Origin of the sequence: Enterococcus termitis (assembly GCF_001730305.1) — a bacterium.
GTDB lineage: Bacteria > Bacillota > Bacilli > Lactobacillales > Enterococcaceae > Enterococcus_L > Enterococcus_L termitis.
This window is the reverse complement of sequence record NZ_MIJY01000043.1, coordinates 81804-102604: the sequence shown is the minus strand read 5'-3', so window position 1 is coordinate 102604 and position 20801 is coordinate 81804. Positions and strand designations below refer to the sequence as shown.

Annotated in this window: 20 protein-coding genes; 6 read left to right on the top strand and 14 right to left on the bottom strand. The window is 38.6% G+C overall.

The genetic code is table 11. The features are described 5' to 3' along the window. Positions 1-44 precede the first annotated feature (44 nt). On the top strand, positions 45-752 hold the full coding sequence (locus tag BCR25_RS14610; protein WP_069664486.1) for a GntR family transcriptional regulator: 708 nt from the start codon (positions 45-47) through the stop codon (positions 750-752). Between the two features lie 17 nt (positions 753-769). Here the strand turns inward: BCR25_RS14610 and BCR25_RS14605 are convergent, their stop codons facing one another. From BCR25_RS14605 to BCR25_RS14590, 4 genes are all read right to left on the bottom strand, one after another. Next, positions 770-2548, bottom strand: coding sequence for a glycoside hydrolase family 35 protein (locus BCR25_RS14605; protein ID WP_069664328.1), 1779 nt, complete (start codon positions 2546-2548; stop codon positions 770-772). A gap of 12 nt (positions 2549-2560) precedes the next feature. Continuing rightward, a complete protein-coding gene (locus BCR25_RS14600; protein ID WP_069664327.1) occupies positions 2561-3724 on the bottom strand; it encodes a glycoside hydrolase family 88 protein in 1164 nt (387 codons plus the stop codon). Positions 3725-3865: 141 nt separating this feature from the next. Further along, positions 3866-4693, bottom strand: a complete 828-nt coding sequence (locus tag BCR25_RS14595; RefSeq protein ID WP_069664326.1) for a hypothetical protein — start codon at positions 4691-4693, stop codon at positions 3866-3868. Then, on the bottom strand, positions 4690-6432 hold the full coding sequence (locus BCR25_RS14590; protein ID WP_071879562.1) for a DUF2264 domain-containing protein: 1743 nt from the start codon (positions 6430-6432) through the stop codon (positions 4690-4692). The genes BCR25_RS14595 and BCR25_RS14590 overlap by 4 nt, the downstream gene beginning before the upstream one ends. A 370-nt stretch (positions 6433-6802) precedes the next feature. Between BCR25_RS14590 and BCR25_RS14585 the strand changes: the two genes are divergently transcribed. The 4 genes from BCR25_RS14585 to BCR25_RS14570 all read left to right on the top strand — a co-directional run bounded on the left by BCR25_RS14585 (position 6803) and on the right by BCR25_RS14570 (position 10501). Further along, a complete protein-coding gene (locus tag BCR25_RS14585; RefSeq protein WP_069664325.1) occupies positions 6803-7612 on the top strand; it encodes a hypothetical protein in 810 nt (269 codons plus the stop codon). A 141-nt stretch (positions 7613-7753) separates the two neighbouring features. Then, positions 7754-8485, top strand: coding sequence for a MerR family transcriptional regulator (locus BCR25_RS14580; protein WP_069664324.1), 732 nt, complete (start codon positions 7754-7756; stop codon positions 8483-8485). Continuing rightward, the gene (locus tag BCR25_RS14575) at positions 8482-9111 is read left to right on the top strand and encodes a GNAT family N-acetyltransferase (protein ID WP_069664323.1); all 630 of its coding nucleotides are present in this window, start codon (positions 8482-8484) and stop codon (positions 9109-9111) included. The genes BCR25_RS14580 and BCR25_RS14575 overlap by 4 nt, the downstream gene beginning before the upstream one ends. Before the next feature lie 196 nt (positions 9112-9307). Next, positions 9308-10501, top strand: coding sequence for an MFS transporter (locus BCR25_RS14570; RefSeq protein WP_069664322.1), 1194 nt, complete (start codon positions 9308-9310; stop codon positions 10499-10501). Between the two features lie 112 nt (positions 10502-10613). On the opposite strand, the gene BCR25_RS14565 is transcribed toward BCR25_RS14570, so the two are convergent. The 4 genes from BCR25_RS14565 to BCR25_RS14550 form a co-directional block, all read right to left on the bottom strand. Further along, the gene (locus BCR25_RS14565) at positions 10614-10844 is read right to left on the bottom strand and encodes a hypothetical protein (RefSeq protein WP_069664321.1); all 231 of its coding nucleotides are present in this window, start codon (positions 10842-10844) and stop codon (positions 10614-10616) included. 258 nt (positions 10845-11102) lie between these two features. Next, the gene (locus tag BCR25_RS14560) at positions 11103-11873 is read right to left on the bottom strand and encodes an ABC transporter permease (RefSeq protein ID WP_069664320.1); all 771 of its coding nucleotides are present in this window, start codon (positions 11871-11873) and stop codon (positions 11103-11105) included. Further along, positions 11866-12801 (bottom strand): ABC transporter ATP-binding protein, encoded by a 936-nt coding sequence (locus BCR25_RS14555; protein ID WP_069664319.1) that lies wholly within the window; start codon positions 12799-12801, stop codon positions 11866-11868. The genes BCR25_RS14560 and BCR25_RS14555 overlap by 8 nt, the downstream gene beginning before the upstream one ends. 51 nt (positions 12802-12852) lie before the next feature. After that, positions 12853-13137 carry an ArsR/SmtB family transcription factor gene (locus BCR25_RS14550; RefSeq protein ID WP_069664318.1) on the bottom strand — a complete coding sequence of 95 codons (285 nt, stop codon included), beginning with the start codon at positions 13135-13137 and terminating at the stop codon, positions 12853-12855. A 228-nt stretch (positions 13138-13365) separates the two neighbouring features. Between BCR25_RS14550 and BCR25_RS14545 the strand changes: the two genes are divergently transcribed. Beyond that, positions 13366-14349: a tRNA dihydrouridine synthase gene (locus tag BCR25_RS14545; protein ID WP_069664317.1), complete on the top strand. Its 984-nt coding sequence runs from the start codon at positions 13366-13368 to the stop codon at positions 14347-14349. Positions 14350-14702: 353 nt separating this feature from the next. On the opposite strand, the gene BCR25_RS14540 is transcribed toward BCR25_RS14545, so the two are convergent. From BCR25_RS14540 to BCR25_RS14515, 6 genes are all read right to left on the bottom strand, one after another. Further along, positions 14703-15062, bottom strand: coding sequence for a winged helix-turn-helix transcriptional regulator (locus BCR25_RS14540; RefSeq protein ID WP_069664316.1), 360 nt, complete (start codon positions 15060-15062; stop codon positions 14703-14705). A gap of 45 nt (positions 15063-15107) precedes the next feature. Next, positions 15108-15734: a YbhB/YbcL family Raf kinase inhibitor-like protein gene (locus BCR25_RS14535; RefSeq protein ID WP_211272515.1), complete on the bottom strand. Its 627-nt coding sequence runs from the start codon at positions 15732-15734 to the stop codon at positions 15108-15110. 150 nt (positions 15735-15884) lie between these two features. Beyond that, on the bottom strand, positions 15885-16868 hold the full coding sequence (locus tag BCR25_RS14530) for an ADP-ribosylglycohydrolase family protein (protein WP_069664315.1): 984 nt from the start codon (positions 16866-16868) through the stop codon (positions 15885-15887). Further along, positions 16869-18797 carry a beta-glucoside-specific PTS transporter subunit IIABC gene (locus BCR25_RS14525; protein WP_069664314.1) on the bottom strand — a complete coding sequence of 643 codons (1929 nt, stop codon included), beginning with the start codon at positions 18795-18797 and terminating at the stop codon, positions 16869-16871. Positions 18798-18902: 105 nt separating this feature from the next. Beyond that, complete coding sequence (licT, locus tag BCR25_RS14520) at positions 18903-19733, bottom strand: BglG family transcription antiterminator LicT (protein WP_069664313.1); 831 nt, start codon at positions 19731-19733, stop codon at positions 18903-18905. A 264-nt stretch (positions 19734-19997) separates the two neighbouring features. Continuing rightward, positions 19998-20801, bottom strand: a complete 804-nt coding sequence (locus BCR25_RS14515) for a tyrosine-protein phosphatase (protein ID WP_069664312.1) — start codon at positions 20799-20801, stop codon at positions 19998-20000.

Sequence of the window (20801 nt, the reverse complement as noted above, 5' to 3'; positions counted from 1 at the left end):
GTTATGCTTGACACATTATAGTATAAAAAAGGAGGTACATGACGGTGCTCCCAAAATATGAACAAATCAAACAAGATCTTTTACGTGAAATAAAAAACCACACATTTATCCCTGGTGATAAATTTTATTCTGAAGCAGACATCAAACGAATCTATTCTGTCAGCTCGATCACTGCTGTAAAAGCATTGAATGAACTAACTAGCGCAGGTTATTTGTATCGTATCCAAGGAAAAGGAACCTTTGTCTCTAAATCCAAGATCTCTCAAAGTGTCAAATTTTCAGATATCGAATTGCATTCACTTGATTCTGAAAAAGTAAAAGTGATTTCAGTTGAAGAAGACAATCAACCTGAAATTTTAAAAGAACTTGGCTTAGCCGCAAATGCTACTTATTATAAGATCAAACGCGTGCGCTATTTTGGTGATGATCCCTTTCTTGTGCATATTACTCATCTACCTAAAAAGTTAATGAAAGAGCCTGTTTCAAATGATCTTAACGCCTATGCTAGTGTCTACGAAAGAGTAAGAAAAGATTTTGCTATTGATCTTTTCTCCCTTGCTTCGGTGGAAACCAATGAAATCGTGTTTCCAGATGATGCAGAGCTGTTAAACTTATTACAGTTAAGCTTTCGTGAACCAGCAGTGAAGCAAGTCAAGCATTCGTATTTAGCCGATGGTAGTGTGGCTGAATACATCATCAGCTACAAACACTGGAAATATTTCAAAACAAAAATAGAAGTAGAGGCCGAATAAGTCTCTACTTCTATTTTTTAATCGATGATTGCCTGCGCTGAAAAGACCAATTCCTTGATTTCAAATCCTTCCGTTTCAAAAATCACCACTTCATTTTCTCCTACTTTCAAAATTTCTTTAGGGCAATACAATGAACGGATCGGCCCTACATTCCAATAGCGTCCAAGGTTAAACCCATTTACAAGAACAACCCCTTTGCCATAGCAGGAGCAATCAATAAATGTATCTGCTACAGTGTTTAACTCGAACGTCACTTGATAAAAAGAAGGATGCTGCGGATTCTGACCAGCAGTATAATCGATTCTTTGAAGTTGTTTCTCTGATAGGGTTAGCGGGTATTGATCGTACCCTTGATGAAAATGAATATCCTGCATGATGCCGCCGCGGATTCCTTTAGATTGTGTGGGGCTATTTAATTTAAAGCCATAGTTCACTCGACCTAAATTTTCAACAAGAACCTCTAGTTCAATGTCTTTCTTTCCATCTGAGCCGCTAATTACTAAGTCATCTCCGATACTTTCCTGATACTGTACCGCTTCAAGTTTGCCTTCTACATACACTTGAATACGATCACTAGCCTCAACGATCTTCAATTTATTCTCATGCTGATAATTTTTTAATTTTGCTGAATACAGGACATAGCCATAACCTGTGCCGGCTTCTTCCATACTTAACGGATACACGGTTTGCTGCGAATCGATCATTTTATCTTTTGTAGCGAATAAAGAAACGCTATTTCCCACTGGATACGTTCCTAGATTTCTAAGCTCTTTAGTACGTGGTTCAGCCTGCCACACATCTGGGCAAACTTCCTTGATTGCTTTTTGAACATGATAATATTTTTCTGTTGGTTCGCCTGCTTCCGTCAATAACGCATCATAATCGTAGCTAGTCACTTGAGGCAAATCCAGTGTGCCTCGTGCGGAGCAACCATTATAGAAACCAAAGTTTGTCCCGCCATGGAACATATACAAATTCAACGAACCAACTTCAAGCATATCTTTTACCTCTGCCGCTAAGTCTTGGACATCACGCTTGATGATCGGCTCTCCCCAGCGATTGAACCAGCCATCCCAATATTCCATGCACATGATCGGCCACTTTTTTCCATGACGCTCCATGAAATTTCTCATAACCTCTGCATTTTCCTTTGAACGACTGCCAAAGTTTCCTGCTGTAAATACGTCTTCTTCAATCAATGTTCCAGCATCCAACACTTCATCCCAAGCGCCATCTGAGGTAAACAAAGGGACATCCACACCAAATTTTTCCATCAGTTGTTTGGTTTGATGCAAATATTCTTTTTCCATCCCATAAGAACCGTATTCATTTTCAACTTGCATCATGATGACTGGACCACCGTGCGTTAGCTGGAGCGGCACAAGCTTTGGTATCAACACACTAAAATAATGACGGACTTTTTCCATAAAACGTGGATCAGTTGAACGTAAACGTATGCCTTGCTCTTTTAAAAGCCACGCTGGTAAACCGCCAAATTCCCATTCTGCACAAATGTAAACAGAAGGACGTAAAATGACAAGCAAACCGATTTTTTGTGCCAGTTTTACAAAGGCTTCAATGTTTTTTAATCCCTCAAAATCATACACTCCTTCGCTTGGTTCATGAAGGTTCCAGGGAATATAGGTTTCCACAGTATTAGCACCCAGGGCTTTTAAGTTGTATAAGCTATCTTCCCATTGTCCAGGCGTCATTCGAAAATAATGAATCGCTCCGCTGATCAATTTGATCGGTTTCCCATCTAATAAAAAATCTTCTTTTATCTCAAACGTCTGCATGTTTATTCCCCTTTACCAGTATCTTTTCCAGTCCGGTTTTGCCAACCTGATCAAAGCTTCTAAATAAAAATAGTCTCCCCATAGATTCGGTTCATCAATACCTTTGCCTTCCGCATGCGCATATACGCCATGTAAAAGTAAGCCTTCGTTTCCTTCTACATGTTGAGCAGTATAATTTTTCCCTAGCTGATAGACCATTCCTTTAGCAATTGCTTCTGCATGTGGATACGCCTGTAATTTTTCTGCTTCCATAAGCCCGCAGGCTGCAATAGCTAACGCAGAGCTGTCCTTATCAGATGGATGTTGATCGTTGAAATCAAAATCCCAATAAGGGACAAGATCTTCTGGCAAATGATCAAGAAACACATCTACGATCTGTGCATAATTTTCTGGAAACGGCACTGAATGAAGATAGCTTTCATTTAACGGAATCCCCAGCACCGCCCAGCTTTGCCCTCTTGCCCAAATCGATGTATCACTATGCCCTTGATGTGTGGCACCATGGCTTGGCACTCCAGTTTCCGGATCAAAATAATACGTATGAAAGGTGGTTGCATCTGGTTTAATCACCGTTTGCATCAGCGTTTGATAATGTTTGGTCGCCACCTCTGAATAACGAGTATCACCAGAAATCTCCGTCGCTTCAAACAAAAGCGGCAAATTGATCAATGAATCAATGATCAGACGATATTCCTTAGGATCACCATATTTCCCCCACGCTTGAATAAACGATCCCTGCTCTTGAAAACGAGCAAGCAAAACCTCCGCAGCTTGCAAGATTTGCTGTTTACATTGTTGATTTCCAGTGATTTTAAAGCCAGCACCGGCAGACAAACTATATAAAAAACCAATATCATGGTGATCCAACACAAAATGATCATCCAAGCGCCGCTGAAAGCTCTCACTATTTTCCATCGCCCGCTTTAAAAAGCGTTCTTTCTTCGTCCATTCATACGCTAACCAAAGCATTCCCGTCCAAAATCCATTGGTCCAATCATCATTTCCCTTGATTCGATAACGTCCGTTCGTTGCACAAGCAGATGGAAATTGCATTCCAAAGCGCAACATGTTGTTTTCGATCTGAGCAACACACCATTCTATCTGTTCCTCTAGCCATCGTTGTGTAACATTTTCACTTAAGGCAATCAATCTTTTTCTATTTTCCTGAAGATTCATAGTCCAGCTCTCCTTAACTTGTTAACATATTAACTAAAATCATTATAACGCAAAGAAAAAGAAAAAGCGACCCTTCTTCATGAAATCATCAAAAAAGAGCATGAGTGTTTGCCTTACCCATACTCTAAACTCAATAAACACTCATTTATTTCGACCAAAAACTTCGATTTGCGTTAATGCTGGAAAAGGTGACTCATCCAATGCTTTTTTCAAATTCTTAAAGGTGACTTGGCTCGTTTCTTTTAGCGGAAATCGAATCTCCTGAAATGTGCTAGCATTTGTGGTAGAAACTACTAATTCTTCTCCATCAGAAAATGCCAACGTTACCTCTGTCCAATAGCTATCATGAGGATAATCCGCGCGAAACAATAAACGAATCCAGTCAATTTCTACTCTTCGTCCAAAGTCGATTGTCAATGCCGCATCAGCTTGTTGATTGATCCCCCAAGAAGCAAACGGATAAGAGCCGTGTGATTCATTTCCATATTTTCCATCGATTGCATTTTTGGCAAAGAAAACAGCATCATCTCTCGTTTCTACATTGGCATACGCATGTGGATAAGCGCCTGATTGCTCTTTTTGATCATGAGAATTGAACGATACATTTTGATAATTTTCTATCTCAAAGTCATGCGCTTGCCGCACCATGATATGATGACGCTCCGAATGAAATGCTGTCTCTACGGAAGCTTTCCTAGCTGCTTCAACCATCGGAATTTCATATTCCCAAGTCTTTTGCGGCAAATAAATGATCGAAAGCGGCAACGTTTCATCTAACTGGACTGCCAAATAAGGACTGTCTCCTGTTTTCGTCACAACAATCTTGTCTCCTGCCTCATACAGGTAATGCTTTATTGCAAGTACAGCCATCTTCTGTCCTTCCGCGTAAAAAGGCTGCTCCTCCTTTTCATGATCGATTCGTCCGATGATCGGCTGATCTGATTGATCTCTCAATTCAATTTTTATCATTCTCTTCTCTCCTTTTCTTGTGCAGAAACAACACCACCAACTAAGCAAATCAAGCGATGCTTTCCGACTGATAATGCTTTTTTCAGACAAGGCAAGCTTGTCCTTTGGAAAAAGAGTGATGTGTTTGCTTCTGGTTGAATCAACAACGATTGCTCATAGCCTTCAACCGCTACGATCTGCGACAGCAAATTTCCTTCTGAGGCCTTACTCCAAGTTTCTCCAATTTCTCCATTTGGCTTTCTACCTGATAGTGGAACACTAAAACCGCCTTCCCGAATCTCCAAAGGAATTGCCGTATCTATCTCGTGAACGCGCAAATGCCATTGTCCAAAAGGATAAATCTCTGTCTGAATCAACACCTCTTCAAAAGGAGCCCAACGATACGAAACACACTCTTTTGTCATATGGTAATCTAAGACCTGACCTTTCACTCGGAAATACTCTCCGTCACGAGAAACGGCCAGCATATTATCAAAGGCGCCTTCTTCATAAGAAACTCCCGCTTTAGGGACACTAAAACCAAATTTACTAGAATAAACAAATTTACTATATTTTGCCTGTGCATGAGCTTGATTTTCTACCATCAATCCAGCTGGATAACCCAACAAATGGCTGCTATTTACATTACGAACGAAAAGCATGCTGCCTTTTTCTATAAGCATTTGCTCTTTCCTTTGTATATAAACAGGTACAGCAGACCAAAATGGATGCTCCTCTTTAACTGCTAACAATAAAAAAGTTTTTAGCGCCCAATAAGGGGAGCCTGGCGCATTGTATCCTTCTGCCATCACAAGATTTTCATAATGATAGCCTACGGAAAGACGACCATCAAAGGTAAAAATATCATGATTCATCCAAGTATTTAAATGACTCGATAATAAGGTTTTCACTGCTCCCCACGGAATAGCCTCCACATCTGCAAAAACTAACGCAGAAAGAAAAGCGCCTTGTGCAAATCGATAAGTCTGGCTTCTGCCAAAAGGTAAGGCTTCACCATCTTCGTCGAAATAATAAACGAAATCCTGTGCAAATAATGTTGCCCGTTCAATAAAGCGGTGGGACCATTCGGGATCTTCTTCTTTCATAAAAGTTGCATAGATCAAGCCATAATAATGAAATGCAAAGGGAATATAGTAGTCTCGTTGCGTTGTTTTCCCATCTACGTACCAACCATCACCAATATACATCGAATCAATCAATTGTAGCTCTTGTATTAATTCCTCTCGCTTCAATGGTTCTCCACAATGATAAAGCGCCAGCCGAATCAACACTTTAAAAAAGGTCCAGTTATTTTTCGGAATCTTTTTTACTAATGCTAGAGATAGCCAGTCGCTCACATACTGTTGATTTTGCTTAGGCAACTGCTCCCAAAAATACTCTTTATGCAATAAAAGTGTCAACGCTATCGCAGCCGACTCAACAATATATTGATCATAATCTTCTATTTCTCCCCAATAATGATTACTTTTCGGATTTGTTCCGCTCATCAATTTAGACACATAAGCATCTCTAAGCTCATCATCCTTACAAGCTCTCCAATATGGAGCTATGCCCCACAACGGACGAACAAGCGCTTCCATATCCGCACGTTTACGGTCATAAACTGCCCCACTGCTCCCTAAGTTTAATTCTGGTAGATTCGATTCAAGAATAGACGCTCTTAATGGTTGGATCATTTCTGTCAAAGCCTCTTGATACTCTTGCCGAGTCCTAAACGAATTGTCTTGCAACTTTCCCACGATGAACCCTCCTTCATCAATTTACTCAACAGAATAACAAGTACGCTTTAATTTTTCAACTGACATTTTTTTAATCGATCCTGTGAAAATGAGAAACTATTTCCGGGAGTATTTTACTTAATCTAACTCATTCAAAAAATCCAAGCTAAAAACATATATCACTAACACTTTTCCTTTCTAAGTTAACCTAACCAACATGAAAAAATAATGAGTGATTTTAGTAAACTATGGCTGCGATTTTTATAATAAAATTTTAGCTATTCTTGAAACTATAGTGTCCATCACCTGTTGTTCCAGTAAGAATGATTAACAGACTTCTCCTTTATTTCATGGTAAAATTCAACTATAAAATAAGCAAAAGGAGCAACCTATGGACATCCATTTAGAAGTGCAGATCACGGAAAAGAAAACGACAATTAAACTAAATAGCACGCAAAGCGTCATTACTATTTTACCTGCAACAAAGAAACATCTGAAAATCGAAACCACAGAGCTTTATCTCTTACTGAACGGTCACAAAATAGTTTCAATCGGTCGTTCTGAGATTCCTGATACAATCGATCCCGCAGCCTTTACTAAAATAATGACGATTACCACACCATGGGATATTGAGCTGGGGTATTTAGAACAGCTACTCATTGAAGAGGCTAAAAACAGCGGACTTGACCTTATCCCAAGCAAGCAAACAGAACAAACAGTCCCTACAAGTGCTCAAAAAACAATCACTGCATTTAAAGAAGAGATCGTCATGATCCTTGAAACTTTTGGCTATCATTTAAAGCAAACAGAAGAACCTACAAAAACAAAAGCAAAACCAGCCAAAGCCCGGCATAAATGGACGAAGGAAGTCAGTCAAATCGAATTTACTTTAAATACTCGTGAAAGTAGAGCAACTGTCTTTTGGCAAAAACGCAATGAAATGCTGATCAAAGCTGGTGCCACAATGATGACTGCCCCACCCCTCAATAAAGATGGCTCGCTTGGTTTCTCCGCTAAAATGGGACAAAGAATCCGAGAAGATCATATGGACAAAGTGAAAAATTATGTGACAACGGATGATATTATTTTAAAAAGCGTCAATGAAGTTGGTTTGTTTCTATACTTCGGCGGAACCAACAGCTGGTTGGAACTAACAGACAAAGACGGAAAAACGATTAATGAATGGACCGTTGTTGAATAGTCTTCCACTCACTAAATAGAGTCACACAGACACAGTGGTCCCTCACTGTGTCTTTTTTTCTCAAAATCCGTTGAACTTCCCTATTGACCGTGTAGTAACCACACGCTATATAATAAAGAGAACCCATTAAGGAGGCTACCTATGAAAAAACTTACAACTGGGGAACTTGCAGAAATATTCGCTATATCTAAATATAAAATCAGGCACTACATTGACAAAAAACTACTGACACCGAGTCAAAATCAGCAAAATGGCTACTATCTTTTTGATGAAACAGATATTTATAAACTCTATCAAATCATTATGTTCAGGAATATTGGTTATTCCATTGAGACAATTAAACAGCTTTTGGCTGGTTCAGCAATTTTAGATTCACTAAAAACAGCTGAACAACAGCTGCAAACACAAATCGATGAGTTAACCGTCATTAAAAAGAATGTTCATGACATCATTCAGGCACAACAAACCTATAAACTAAATGAAATCATCTTTCTAGAAAAAGACACACGCTTTTTCAAAAAAGCGCCTGTTGAAATCATCACGGATCAGGAAATCGATTTACTCAAAGCAACTCGATTGGGGTTCTCCCAACTGGATAAAATTTCTTATGTTCGTCCAAATCACAACTCTTTCATCCCATGTTTTACAAGCACAAAAGAAGAGCATGATTACTTATTTGAGACTGGTATCTATGCATGTAAAAGTTTTATTGTCGAGAACGAACAAGCACTCACTAAAGAGATGGAGTATTTTTTGGCTGATTCACTTTTACACACACTATCTCCATCAGCTAAAATACTCCTTTACGAAAATGTTGCCTGTGCCCTAGCATACAACGATGTCACAGTCTATTCCGTTGAGGTAAAACTATGAATATTACAATAAAAAAAGCAACTGAATACCCTTTAGAATCACTGACTAAAAAAATATCCGAGTTAATCTACCAAGGATTTGAACCCAAGTTCACAGCAAAATTATTCGCAAAAGATCAAGCCAAAGATGTTGCAGCTGTATTAGGACATTACCTTTGTAAAACCAAACCAGAACAACTGTTGATCGCAGAATCAGACCAAGAAATTTGCGGCTGTCTCTTTTTAAATGAAAAAGGTGACACGTATCATGATCTGAAGCGCTTAGGGCAAAGTAATTTTTCTTTATTTGAACACTTAAAAGTTGCCTTATTGTTGACCATACTTTCTCACTCGCCAAAAAAAGAAGAATTGTATATCGATTTTATTGTCGTGTCTTCAACATTTAGAAGTAGAGGAATCGGTCATGAATTACTAGCTTATTGTCAATCGTTTGCTCAAAAACAGCAAAAACGCTTGACTCTATATGTTTCTGCTGCAAATAAACGAGCAATGACACTTTATCAAAAAGAAGGATTTGTACCCACTAAAAAGACAAGTAGCTTTCTTAGTCAATCTATTGTAAAAAATAAACAATGGTATTTTATGCAGTGGCATGACCCCGCTCAATTTCCTCAATACTTCCTCTAACAAATATCGCTCCCTCAACCTAATGTGCAGTGCTTTTAAGATAATCTCAGTTTTTCTAGATATACGCTTAAAATTAGCTATCAGTAAAAATTATCACTAGAACAGTGGTAATTTTTCTTTTTTGTTGACAAGGAAACATTTCGAATGTAAACTGATATTGTTTCCAAAGAAACTATATTGAAAAAGGAGAACTTCTATGAATCATTCTATAAATAAACATGCATTAATTTTTGGCTTTACTACCGTCTTTTTAACCGGGTTAGGATTAACGATCGTTAGTCCGATACTCCCATTTCTAGTAGCTGATTACACGCCTGATCCTAAAATCCAAGCAACGGCGGTAACGTTACTAATGTCCGTCTATGCTCTGGCTATTTTCGTAGCGGCTCCTATTTTAGGTGCTTTAAGCGACCGATATGGGCGACGACCTGTGCTGATCCTCAGTTTACTTGGCTCTGCGCTAGGATATTTTATCTTTGGGCTGGGCGGCGCACTTTGGGTTCTGTTTCTTGGACGCATCATCGAAGGCGCAACAGGCGGTGAAATTTCGGCGATTTTTGCTTACTTTGCTGATATTACTCCAGCTAATGAGCGGACTAAATATTTTGGTTGGATCAGTGCGCTTGTAGGTGTTGGGACAGCTTTAGGTCCAATTATCGGCGGCGCTTTGGCAACATTTGGACATCGTGTTCCGATGTATGCCGGAGCGATCATTACCTTAATAAATGCAGTGTACGGCTACTTCTTTATGCCGGAAAGTCTAACGCCTGACAAACGAACAGCTAATTTATCACTGAAACAACTCCATCCCTTCGCCCAATTGTCATCAGCGTTCTCGTTAGCGCCAATCAAATGGTTATTGATCACAGGATTTCTTATCTGGCTGCCGAATGGCTCCCTACAAGCGATCTTTTCTCAATTTTCGATTGACACTTTTGCCTGGCAGCCTGTCTTGATTGGTTTCATGTTTTCTATTATCGGTATATTAGATATTTTCTCTCAAGCCTTTATTATGCCCCGTCTGTTAAAAATAATGACGGACAAAAAAATTGCTTCTTGGGGAATGCTCAGCGAAATCATTGGTTATTTTTTGATTGCCTTGTCTGCACTGACAACGTACCCACTGCTCTTTCTTTTAGGCATGATTTTCTTTGGACTTGGAGATGCCATTTTCGGTCCGTCCTTCAATGGTATGCTGTCAAAATCTGTTGGTCCCAGTGAACAAGGACGGATTCAAGGGAGTGCTCAAAGTATTCAAGCTCTTGCTCGTATACTAGGCCCAATCATCGGTGGACAATTATATGTCCTGACTAATCACTCTGCGCCAGCTTTTATGGGGATTTGTTTGGTTCTGGGTGCTGTTTTTGCTCTTACAAGAAAACATAAGTAGTGCGTTTCTGTAAATCGATTCACAATAGAAATACGACAAAAGAAATCAATAGCAGCAACTTATTTCTTATTGCTTCCATTGATTTCTTTTATAAAATTCGAACGTGATCCTTCTAAAATTTTACGGTATTTTTTAATTGAATGATCGTAGTTGTTTTACCTAGATCATTTTCGTATTTTTTTTGAATAGAACTCATGTATTTTAATTTTGATGCAAAGACAATTCGATCCTTATTTGTAACTTCGATTTCTGATTTTCCACACATTGTACTGATCAGCTGGTCTAGCGACAATGTATGCGTTGGTGTTTGTTGCAGTAAATCAATAACAACTGTTTCTTGCATAAACAAATCTCCTCTATTATTTTATTTAATCCTATACAAGCATTATCACTACTATTTTAAATAAAAAATCAATGACCATTTCATCATACTATTCAAATTAGTATTCCCTATTTTGACTACACTTTTTAAACAACTACTCAACCAAATAACTACGAGTAAATGATTTTTAGCAGCTGATCTAAAAATAAAAAAAAGTTGTCCATACATCTATGAAAGAAGCCTTTCACAGCTGTATAGACAACGTTAAAATAACGACTATTAACTTCTCAATCCGCGACCTTTATCAATCAAATACCAGCAAATGGCATAAAGTACCACGATAAAGAGCACCAAAATCGCCAAAGATAACGCAACCGGCACATCCTCTGTCCCAAGAAATCCAAAACGGAAACCAGAAATCATATAAACGATCGGATTAATTTTTGACACAGCCTGCCAAAATGGCGGCAACATTGAGATCGCATAGAAAACTCCCCCAAGATACGTCAATGGCTGTAACACGAATGTCGGCACGATCGATACATCATCAAAAGATTGCGCAAAGATACCATTTAGTAACCCCGCTAAAGAAAATAGAATGGCTGTCATCAAAAGCGTAACAATGACCATAAACCATGAGTAGACATGAAGCGGTACAAAAAATAACGAAATCATCGTTACAAGTGTTCCAACTAGTACGCTTCTACCAAGTCCACCAAAAACAAAGCCCCAGATAATCACGTGAGTCGGCACTGGCGCAACTAGCAGCTCCTCGATATTTTTTTGGAATTTTTGCGAGAAAAATGAAGAAGAAACATTAGAATATGAGCTCGTGATTGCTGACATCATGATTAATCCAGGTACGATAAATTCCATATAAGAGAAACCGCCCATCTCTCCGATCCGTCCACCGATCATTTTCCCAAAAATAATAAAATATAATGACGTTGTAATCACTGGTGGTACCAATGTTTGCACCCATATACGTAAATAGCGATTTGTTTCTTTGACTGCTAAGCTTTTTAAAGCTGTAAAATAAAGATTAGACATTTTTTTCCTCCACTTGATGTTCTTCTTCTGTGATTTTTAGAAATAGCTCTTCTAATCGATTCGATTTATTCCGCATAGAAAGAACTTTGATCCCTTGCTCTGTCAACTGCTTAAAGATACCATTGATCCCTTGATTGCGTTCAACTTCAACTTCAAGTGTCTGTTCATCTTCGAGAATACTTTTATAGCCCACGATTTCAGGCACCTTATCGGTAGGAGCTAAATCAAAGATAAAGGTTTCAAACTGCAGTTTTGCCAAAAGAGATTTCATACTTGTGTTTTCGATCAATTCTCCTGATTGAATGATTCCAATATTTCGGCAAAGCATTTCAGCCTCTTCCAAATAATGAGTCGTTAAAATAATGGTTGTCCCGCTTTCATTCAACTCTCGTAAAAAGTCCCACATTTCCCGTCTCAGCTCAATATCCACACCGGCAGTTGGTTCATCTAAAATAAGCAAACGAGGTTCATGCATCAATGCACGTGCAATCATCAAGCGACGTTTCATTCCGCCAGAAAGCATTCGTGCTCGCTCGTTACGCTTTTCCCATAAATTCGACTGCTTTAGATATTTTTCACTGCGTTCCAATGCTTCTTTGCGCGAAACTCCATAATATCCTGCTTGATTGACAACAATTTGCTGGACTGTTTCAAACGGATTAAAGTTGAACTCTTGCGGCACTAGTCCAATTTGTTGCTTTGCACGAACTAAATCGGTATCAAGATCATAGTCAAAGACTTTTACTTTTCCAGATGTCTTATTGACTAAAGATGTGATAATACCGATCGTCGTTGATTTTCCAGCACCATTTGGTCCTAATAATGCATAAAAATCTCCTTCTTCCACCGTCAAATCGATGCCGCGCAGCGCTTCAACGCCCGTTGCATATACTTTTTTTAAGTCTTTTATTTCCAGTGCATAGGTCATGTAGTATAAAACTCCTTCTTCTATATCATTCTTATTCGATCAGTTTGTTCATCACTCTGTTTCGTCATCAGAAAACAGCTGGCACATTGAATCCATAAATTGTTGGACAAACACATCCTTCAACGCATAATAATGCCACTGGCTTTGCTTACTGACGGAAACGATGCCAGCTTTTTCCAATACTTTCATATGATGAGAGAGTGTAGGCTGTGTAAAATCAAAATGCTCTAGTACATTACAAGCACACATGGTTCCGCCAGAAAGAAGCTTAATAATCTTCAATCTTTTGGGATCAGCCATCGCTTTAAGCACCAATGACATTTCTTCATCATTCATTTTTAAATCGCCCCTTACATAGATGATCGTCTATGTTAAATATAAATTAACACGTTTTTGTTGTCAAGTGAGACTAACTTAGCAGCACGTTTCAGTGATATTTGTTTAATCAAGCATTTCTTCATAGACGAGAGAATAGAGTTGATTTTTGATTCTTTCGCCTATTCCCTGTATAATGAGGTTGTTTTTCTGAAAGAGAATGATACACAATAGAGTGGAGAATATATAATGACAACTAATTTTTGGACTGAATTACCGAAACCATTTTTTATTTTAGCACCGATGGAAGATGTAACTGACGTTGTTTTTCGTCATGTTGTACAAAGAGCCGGCGCACCTGACGTTTTTTTCACTGAATTTACGAATTCAGATAGTTATTGTCATCCAGATGGCAAAGACAGTGTCCGAGGTCGATTGGTTTTTACAGAAGACGAACAGCCGATGGTCGCACATATTTGGGGAGATAACCCCAACTTCTTTCGCGAGATGAGTATTGGTTTAGCCGACATGGGCTTTAAGGGAATCGATATCAACATGGGCTGTCCTGTGCCTAATGTTGCAGAGCGTGGTAAAGGTAGTGGCCTTATCTTGAGACCTGATGTGGCGGCAGAATTGATTCAAGCTGCTAAAGAAGGCGGCTTGCCTGTCAGTGTCAAAACACGAATCGGTTATACTGAAATAGCTGAAATGAAAGACTGGATCACTCACCTATTAAAGCAAGAGATCGCCAATCTTTCTATACATTTACGAACACGAAAAGAAATGAGTAAAGTAGATGCTCACTGGGATCTGATCCCTCAAATCATGGAAATACGCGACCGCATCGCGCCTCAAACCCTTATTACGATCAACGGAGATATTCCAGATCGCCAAACAGGTTTAGCACTTGCTGAACAATATGGTGTAGATGGCATTATGATCGGCCGAGGCATTTTTAAAAATCCTTATGCATTCGAAAAAGAGCCCAAAGAACATTCTGTTCAAGAGCTACTTGGATTATTAGAGCTACAACTTGATTTACAAGATCAGTACACTGCGTTAGCCCCTCGTTCTATCGTAGGACTACATCGTTTCTTTAAAATTTACGTTAAAGGCTTTCCAGGTGCTAGCGACCTTCGTGTTCAATTGATGAATACAAAATCGACAGCGGAAGTTCGACAAGTCTTAGCTACATTTTATGACGAACATTCAACTGATTTTACGAAAGAATGATCAAACAGACTTCTGCCGTTTGCTTCACTACTGAATAGTTAACAAAGAGGCTGGGATAGAAGCGTTTAACTTCTAGAACCAAGTGTTTCAATTCTTAGTGTCTTTGACACTTAAAGATTGATAAAATGGAAATGATTGTATCGCATCTGCTTGTACTTCACTATGTTTCACAATCATTTCCATTTATTTTCGAAAGAACGTCTTTTGATTCTACCTTTTATCCACATTCTAAATGAGTGGGCATGACTCGAAAAGTTCTGTCCTACTTATTTTCTTTTTCTGCTGGATACTAGATTTGAGTTTGTCTCAACCTCTAAAACTTTTTAAAACTAGTTTCTCATCCTACGTTTCTATCAAATGATTCCTTTTTCTTTTAGAATAGCTTCATTGCCACTTTTTTTCATATAATCAATCCCAATCTCCTGCATGATTTCTAGCGCAGCGATTATTTTGTGGCCTTTAGGATAGCTTAAAAAATACTCTACTCTTAACGGATAACCTGCAAATTCCTTTTTTTCTACAAAGCCAAATTCAATCAATTCCTTCAGTTGAGATAATAACATTTTTTGAGTTATTCCTTCAATTTTCCGTTCAAGATTCGCCAAGGAAATCGGTCCTTTCCTTAGTAACCATAAAATAATCGTCTTCCATTTCCCCTTGATCATATCATGCGTTAATTCAACTGGACATGTGAACTCTTCTCTCAGCTTCATCGCTTACTCGTCCTTCCTTTTTATCTACTCATCGTGCTTTAGCATTTAGTTGGCATAGGTTCCTTTGAGGATATAAGAATCTAAAATATGTGATTCCATTTTCCAATACAGATCGTTCAAAGTAAAGCCATTTTCCAAATCTAACGCTGTATCTAAGGCAAATACGTGCAGCTCATACGTGTGCAGTTTATCTGGCGGAGCCATTCCCCCATAAAAACTAGACAGCTCTCTACTCTGCTTGCCACCTTCTATAGTCATCCAACTGTTTGCTCCTTGGACAAAATCTGTTGCTGACTTACTTTCATTTTCAAGCAACTCATTTTTTGTAATATTGGCTGCCAGCCAATGAATCCAAGAAATCCCATTCGTTACAGCATAGGCATCTTTGTCTTCTAAGATGACCGCATATGTTTTAGTTCCCTTAGGCGCGTGCTCTATTTTGAATGGAATGGAATAGTTGGGAATATCGTTTTTATTAAATTGATGCCCTCTTTTACCATATTTGTCTTGCCAAACACCATCTGTCAATCCAGTGCTGCTCACTTTCATTTCTGTGTTCACTGACTGCTTCTCATTTTCATTATTCCCAGCTTCTTTCGATGTACAAGCCGATACGAGCAATAAAGTAAAACCTGCTAAGAATAGCAACAACCATTTCTTTTGAGTTTTCATTTTTTCATCCTCCTCTGATACCAGTCATTATATTGGAAAGTAAAAAACAAAAAAAGTACCCACTTTTTCGTGGGTACAAGCTCGTAAGAAGTTAATTTTTCCAATCAAACGCTTATAAGAGGAATTACATCTGTTGATTTATCAACTATTTCAATTTACAAATGGTGAAATATCCGCAGTTAATTGCATAAAATCCAGCTGATTTACTGTTTCAATTTGTTTGATCATTTCTTTGGGCAGATCTGGATTCATACCACCGCAAATAGCACCGCTGATTGCACCGATCGTATCGGTATCCCAACCAATTGAAGCGCTCAACTGAACTGCTTTCAGTGTGTCTCCTTTGGCTAGCTCAACAATTGCAAAAGCACTTGGAATCGTTTCGATCGTTTCCATACCTGTACCTATTTCTTCATACAAACGATGTAAAGCGACCTGTTGATCTGTTTCTTCCTGCACGATTTTTCTTGCTTGTTTCATTCTGAACGTTAAAGATGCAGAAGGAAAATCATGTCCATAGTCTTTCGCTGCTTCGATCGTCTCAAACGCCAACTGCCAAATTTCGTCGATCGATTGTCCACCTCTTACCGTATAACTTACTGCTGCCGCTACTGCACTAGCTCCTGCAATGGCAATTTTAGTGTTATGAGTAGGTAAGCAAATCTCTGCGACATTTCTAACCAGCTCAGAAAGCTTCCGATAATCACTAATCAAACCAATCGGAGCAATTTTCATTGAAGCACCATTCGTTGTACCTGTCACACCTGTTTCTTCGATAGGTACACCTTGAGCAATTTTCTCTAAAGCTTTTAACGTAGATGGCCCTGAAACAAAGGCAGAAACTGGCGAATTTTCATTCCATTCACGCAGCTCTGCAACAAAATCTGTCACTCGAATTTGCCCGTTATTTTTTTTGATCATAGATAGAATCATTAAGACATTGATCGTATCATCAGTAATTGCTCCGGCAGCCAGCTTGCGACCAAAGACATCTCCTTCATTTGAAGCAACTAAAGTCGTCACGCCATCAGGAAATTGTTCACGAATTTTTTCTTGTGACCAACACTCTGTCGGCATTCCCAACGCATCTCCTAACGCTCCACCTGCTAAAACTCCCCAAATTTTTTCCTGCATTTAATTTACCTCCACTAAATTTGCTAGTTCTGTCTCATTATTGAATGGAACCACTGTTAAGAGTTTCTCTCCAACCTTAATGTTTCCTTCCTGCTCACAAATAACATCTAAGAAATGATCTGTATTCGTTACTACTACAATCGTTTCAGTGGAATATCCCGCTGCCTTGACTTTAGCCAAATCAACCTCCAACAGCTTTTCACCTTGAACGACTGATTGTCCTTTTTCTACAAGTGGGGTAAAGCCTTGCCCCTCCAGCTCAACCGTATCGATGCCGATATGGATCAATACTTCTATCCCTGTATCACTAATGATCCCGATCGCATGCCCACTTGGCAAGACTGTTTCAACAACACCATTTACAGGTGAAACAACGTCACCACTTTCAGGTAGAAGCACCAATCCTTTTCCAAGTGCTTTTGAAGCAAAAGTAGCGTCTGAAGAGCTTTCGATCGGTTTTAATTGGCCTTTCATTGGAGAAGTAACTACTTCTGTTTTTACCAACTCTTTTTCTTCTGGATCAACAACATCTTCATCCTGTTTAAATGTAAAATAGGTCAGAACAAACGCTACTACAGAGGTAGCAATTGTTGCTAAAATGGCAATAAACAAGCCGTTCATACTGCCGGTTTCTGGATTGATAAACGCCGCAAACCCTAAAACACCAAAGGACATTGCATACATTTTAGTAGAAAATAGTGCTAAAATTAATGAACCAACCGCGCCGCCGATCATAGAAAAAGCAAACCGCTTTTTCACAGGCAAACTAAAGCCATAAATTGCTGGTTCAATGATACAAAACAGACCAGAAACAATCGCTGGAATGGCTAATGCTTTTTGATCTTTTGAACGTGTCCGCAAGAAAACAGCTACGACAATTGCAGTTTGAGCAAAATTGGCAGTAAATGACATCGGGAAAATATAATCCACGCCTGATTGAGCCAAATTAGTGATCCCGATCGCTGAGATCGGCCAATGCAATCCAAAAATAACTAGTGGTTGATAAAGTAACGCAACCGCTACTGAGGTAACGATCGGTGAAATTGTATAAAGTCCTGATACACCGGCACTAATCAACGAGCTAAGCACATTTGTCACTGGTCCTACGATTAAAATAGCTACAGGAACTGTGATCAAAATAGTTAGAAATGAATTTACGTTATGAGCAATCACTCCAGGTACAACGCTTTTTAACCATTTTTCCACCTTTGATCCTACATATACGATAAAAATTATAGGAATTACTGTATACTGATAACCTGTTGCTGGAAACAGAATCGGAATACCAAAGAATGTATTGTATACAGGCGTTTGGAATAATGACCCTTTAAATAATGTATACAGCACATCTCCGCTAGTTAACCCCGTCAATAATTCCGGAATAAGCAAGGTAGCTCCTAGCATCATTCCGACAAATGGATTCATTTTGAAGGCTTTTGCACTCGTATACCCTAAAGTCACAGGCAAGAAATAAAAAACCGCTTGTCCCATCGCATGTAAGATGATATATGCGCCATCATCGACTGATAAAACTTTCGTTGCTGTCAATAACGCTAAGATTCCTTGCAATAAACCAGACGCTGTTAAAATGCCTAAAACTGGTGTGATAACTTTTGTGATGGTATCGATCAAGGTACTAACAAGCCCTTTTTTCTCTTCAACTTCAACTGCAGTAGAACGCCCATTTAAATTTTCTTGAACGACTTGAAAAACTTCTGCAACTTGGGTGCCAACCACTACTTGAAAACGACCGCTCGCAAATTGAGCACTCATAACATCGGGAGATTTTACAATTTCCTCTTTTTGGACTAACGAGTCATCTTTTAACGTAAATCGCAATCTTGTCATACAGTGTGTCACACTTAAGACATTGTCCTTTCCTCCTACATTTTTCAAAATGAATTCTACAAGCGCTTGGTATTTTCCCACTTTTCCTCTTCCTTTCTTTTTTATGCATAAAAAAGACAACACTCAAACAAGAGAATCGATCCTCTCTTGTTTGGGTGTTGCCTGCTTAATCAGTTACAATCCCGCTTATTTAATTAGCCGCTGGATATGGAGTATTAAATACATCTCCTCTTCCGGGTAAATCTGACAATGTAATTTATCTTGTAGATAGTTTATTATAACACTTACACATTCTGTTGCCTTTGGATAAAACTGTACGACTTGTTCAAACATCTCTGGCACAGCTTCTTTTCTCGGCTCGTTAATTATGACACGTTGAATAAAAAACTTCAAGTGGGTAATGAACCGAAGATAATTCAACGATTCTTCGTCCATCTCGATCCCTAAACAATCTTCAACAATCAAAACAACTTTTTGTAGCATCTCAGCAGTCAGCAACGTTTGTGTTGTATCATTGCCTAAGCTGCCGTTGATAAAGTGAAAAGCAATAAACCCTGCTTCATCTTCATTCAGGTCGATTCCCTCGTAATAAGAAATAGTTTCCAACGCATGCAAACCTGCAGCGTACTCTTTCGGATAAAACTTTTTTATTTCTAGCAACAAGGCATTACTGATGGTTTCCCCATTACGAAAACGATTTACTGCATAATTGATATGATCTGCTAAACCGATATAGGTATTTTCATCAAAATTTTTGCTCAACTCGATTTCAGCATTTTTGACGATCAAGGTCACCATTTCCAAACGATTGATCGGTACTTCTTCGATCAACTGCACAAATCGATCAGCGATATTGGGCGAATCTACAACAAAAATCTTTTCGATCTTATCTTTTTGAACAATGTCTCCAATTTTTTTCCCGAAAGCAACGCCTCTTCCGATCAAGATGCGCTCTAATCCTTTAGAATCAATAACTAGTACAACATTATTGTTAAAAATTTTCTTAATTCTAAGCAAATCACATCACTCATTTCCGGTCGCGCTTTCATAAGCTATAGTACATGCTATTTTATTGCTTGTCAAGATAAGCCAAAGTGAAAAAATCAACCACTAATCTACACGTCTTATTTACTTAACTCAATGAAAAAAAGACGTAAAAACGGTTTGGTTTATTGCACCTAATGCTGCCAGCAGGCTTTTCAGCAAATTTTTTTACACTACTAAACAGCGCTACATGTAACGTTTCGTCTAGCTTCATCAGTAAAATGTATCTACTTTCTTTTAAACAAGCAAGATCCTTTTTAGTTTTTCCTGCTGTTCTAAGTTAAACCCCACGCCTTCACTAACAAAACGGTCAAATCCACCATACTCATGATCTATCTCATCGTATGCTGCATTTAAATAGTTTTCTTTCACTACCAACATATCGAGCAAGTTCTCTAATAATTTTTTATCCTGAGTAATTGATCGATACATCGTCATTTTTTTCTCAATGACCTGCGCATTGTATACATTACTTAATAAGTAATCCTTCATGATAACTTCTTTGGGAACACCTAAAATCCCTAAAATTAATGCTGCTCCAAATCCTGTGCGGTCTTTTCCTCCTCGACAATGCTGTAAAATAGCATAATTTTCTGGATTCAAATATACCTCTAGCATCCGTCGAAATGCCGCTCGATTTTTTTCATTGGTTACAAAAGATTGCATCATTCGTTGCATATCCTCACTAATGGTTAAAAATTGATCGGTTTTTCCTTCTTTAATCAATTCAACTGAACTTTTTCGTTTTTGTGCCTTTTGATCTGTTGCTTCAGAGGCAAACTCTGCCAGCTTCGCTTCTGGAGCAATGGCAAATACCATAGTTCCTTTTACAAGTTTATCTGGTTCGCTCTCTCTTTCAACGACACTTCTAAAATCAATAATCGTTTTAACATGATATTTTTCAGCAATAATTTCTGCTTCTTCATGATCAATATAGCATAATGCATCGCTTCGAAAGAGACAACCTGTTTTAACTGTTTGCCCCTCCTTCGTTTGATATCCGCCAAAATCTCTAAAATTACTTATATTTTTAAATGTCAT

Coding starts and splice junctions, on each gene's coding strand:
- BCR25_RS14545 (WP_069664317.1), top strand. CDS start 13,366: ATGACAACTAATTTTTGGACTGAATTACCGAAACCATTTTTTATTTTA.
- BCR25_RS14530 (WP_069664315.1), bottom strand. CDS start 16,868: ATGCAGGAAAAAATTTGGGGAGTTTTAGCAGGTGGAGCGTTAGGAGAT.
- BCR25_RS14560 (WP_069664320.1), bottom strand. CDS start 11,873: ATGTCTAATCTTTATTTTACAGCTTTAAAAAGCTTAGCAGTCAAAGAA.
- BCR25_RS14605 (WP_069664328.1), bottom strand. CDS start 2,548: ATGCAGACGTTTGAGATAAAAGAAGATTTTTTATTAGATGGGAAACCG.
- BCR25_RS14515 (WP_069664312.1), bottom strand. CDS start 20,801: ATGACATTTAAAAATATAAGTAATTTTAGAGATTTTGGCGGATATCAA.
- BCR25_RS14555 (WP_069664319.1), bottom strand. CDS start 12,801: ATGACCTATGCACTGGAAATAAAAGACTTAAAAAAAGTATATGCAACG.
- BCR25_RS14580 (WP_069664324.1), top strand. CDS start 7,754: ATGAAAAAACTTACAACTGGGGAACTTGCAGAAATATTCGCTATATCT.
- BCR25_RS14585 (WP_069664325.1), top strand. CDS start 6,803: ATGGACATCCATTTAGAAGTGCAGATCACGGAAAAGAAAACGACAATT.
- BCR25_RS14550 (WP_069664318.1), bottom strand. CDS start 13,137: ATGAATGATGAAGAAATGTCATTGGTGCTTAAAGCGATGGCTGATCCC.
- BCR25_RS14540 (WP_069664316.1), bottom strand. CDS start 15,062: ATGAAGCTGAGAGAAGAGTTCACATGTCCAGTTGAATTAACGCATGAT.
- BCR25_RS14535 (WP_211272515.1), bottom strand. CDS start 15,734: ATGAAAACTCAAAAGAAATGGTTGTTGCTATTCTTAGCAGGTTTTACT.
- BCR25_RS14565 (WP_069664321.1), bottom strand. CDS start 10,844: ATGCAAGAAACAGTTGTTATTGATTTACTGCAACAAACACCAACGCAT.
- BCR25_RS14595 (WP_069664326.1), bottom strand. CDS start 4,693: ATGATAAAAATTGAATTGAGAGATCAATCAGATCAGCCGATCATCGGA.
- BCR25_RS14600 (WP_069664327.1), bottom strand. CDS start 3,724: ATGAATCTTCAGGAAAATAGAAAAAGATTGATTGCCTTAAGTGAAAAT.
- BCR25_RS14575 (WP_069664323.1), top strand. CDS start 8,482: ATGAATATTACAATAAAAAAAGCAACTGAATACCCTTTAGAATCACTG.
- BCR25_RS14570 (WP_069664322.1), top strand. CDS start 9,308: ATGAATCATTCTATAAATAAACATGCATTAATTTTTGGCTTTACTACC.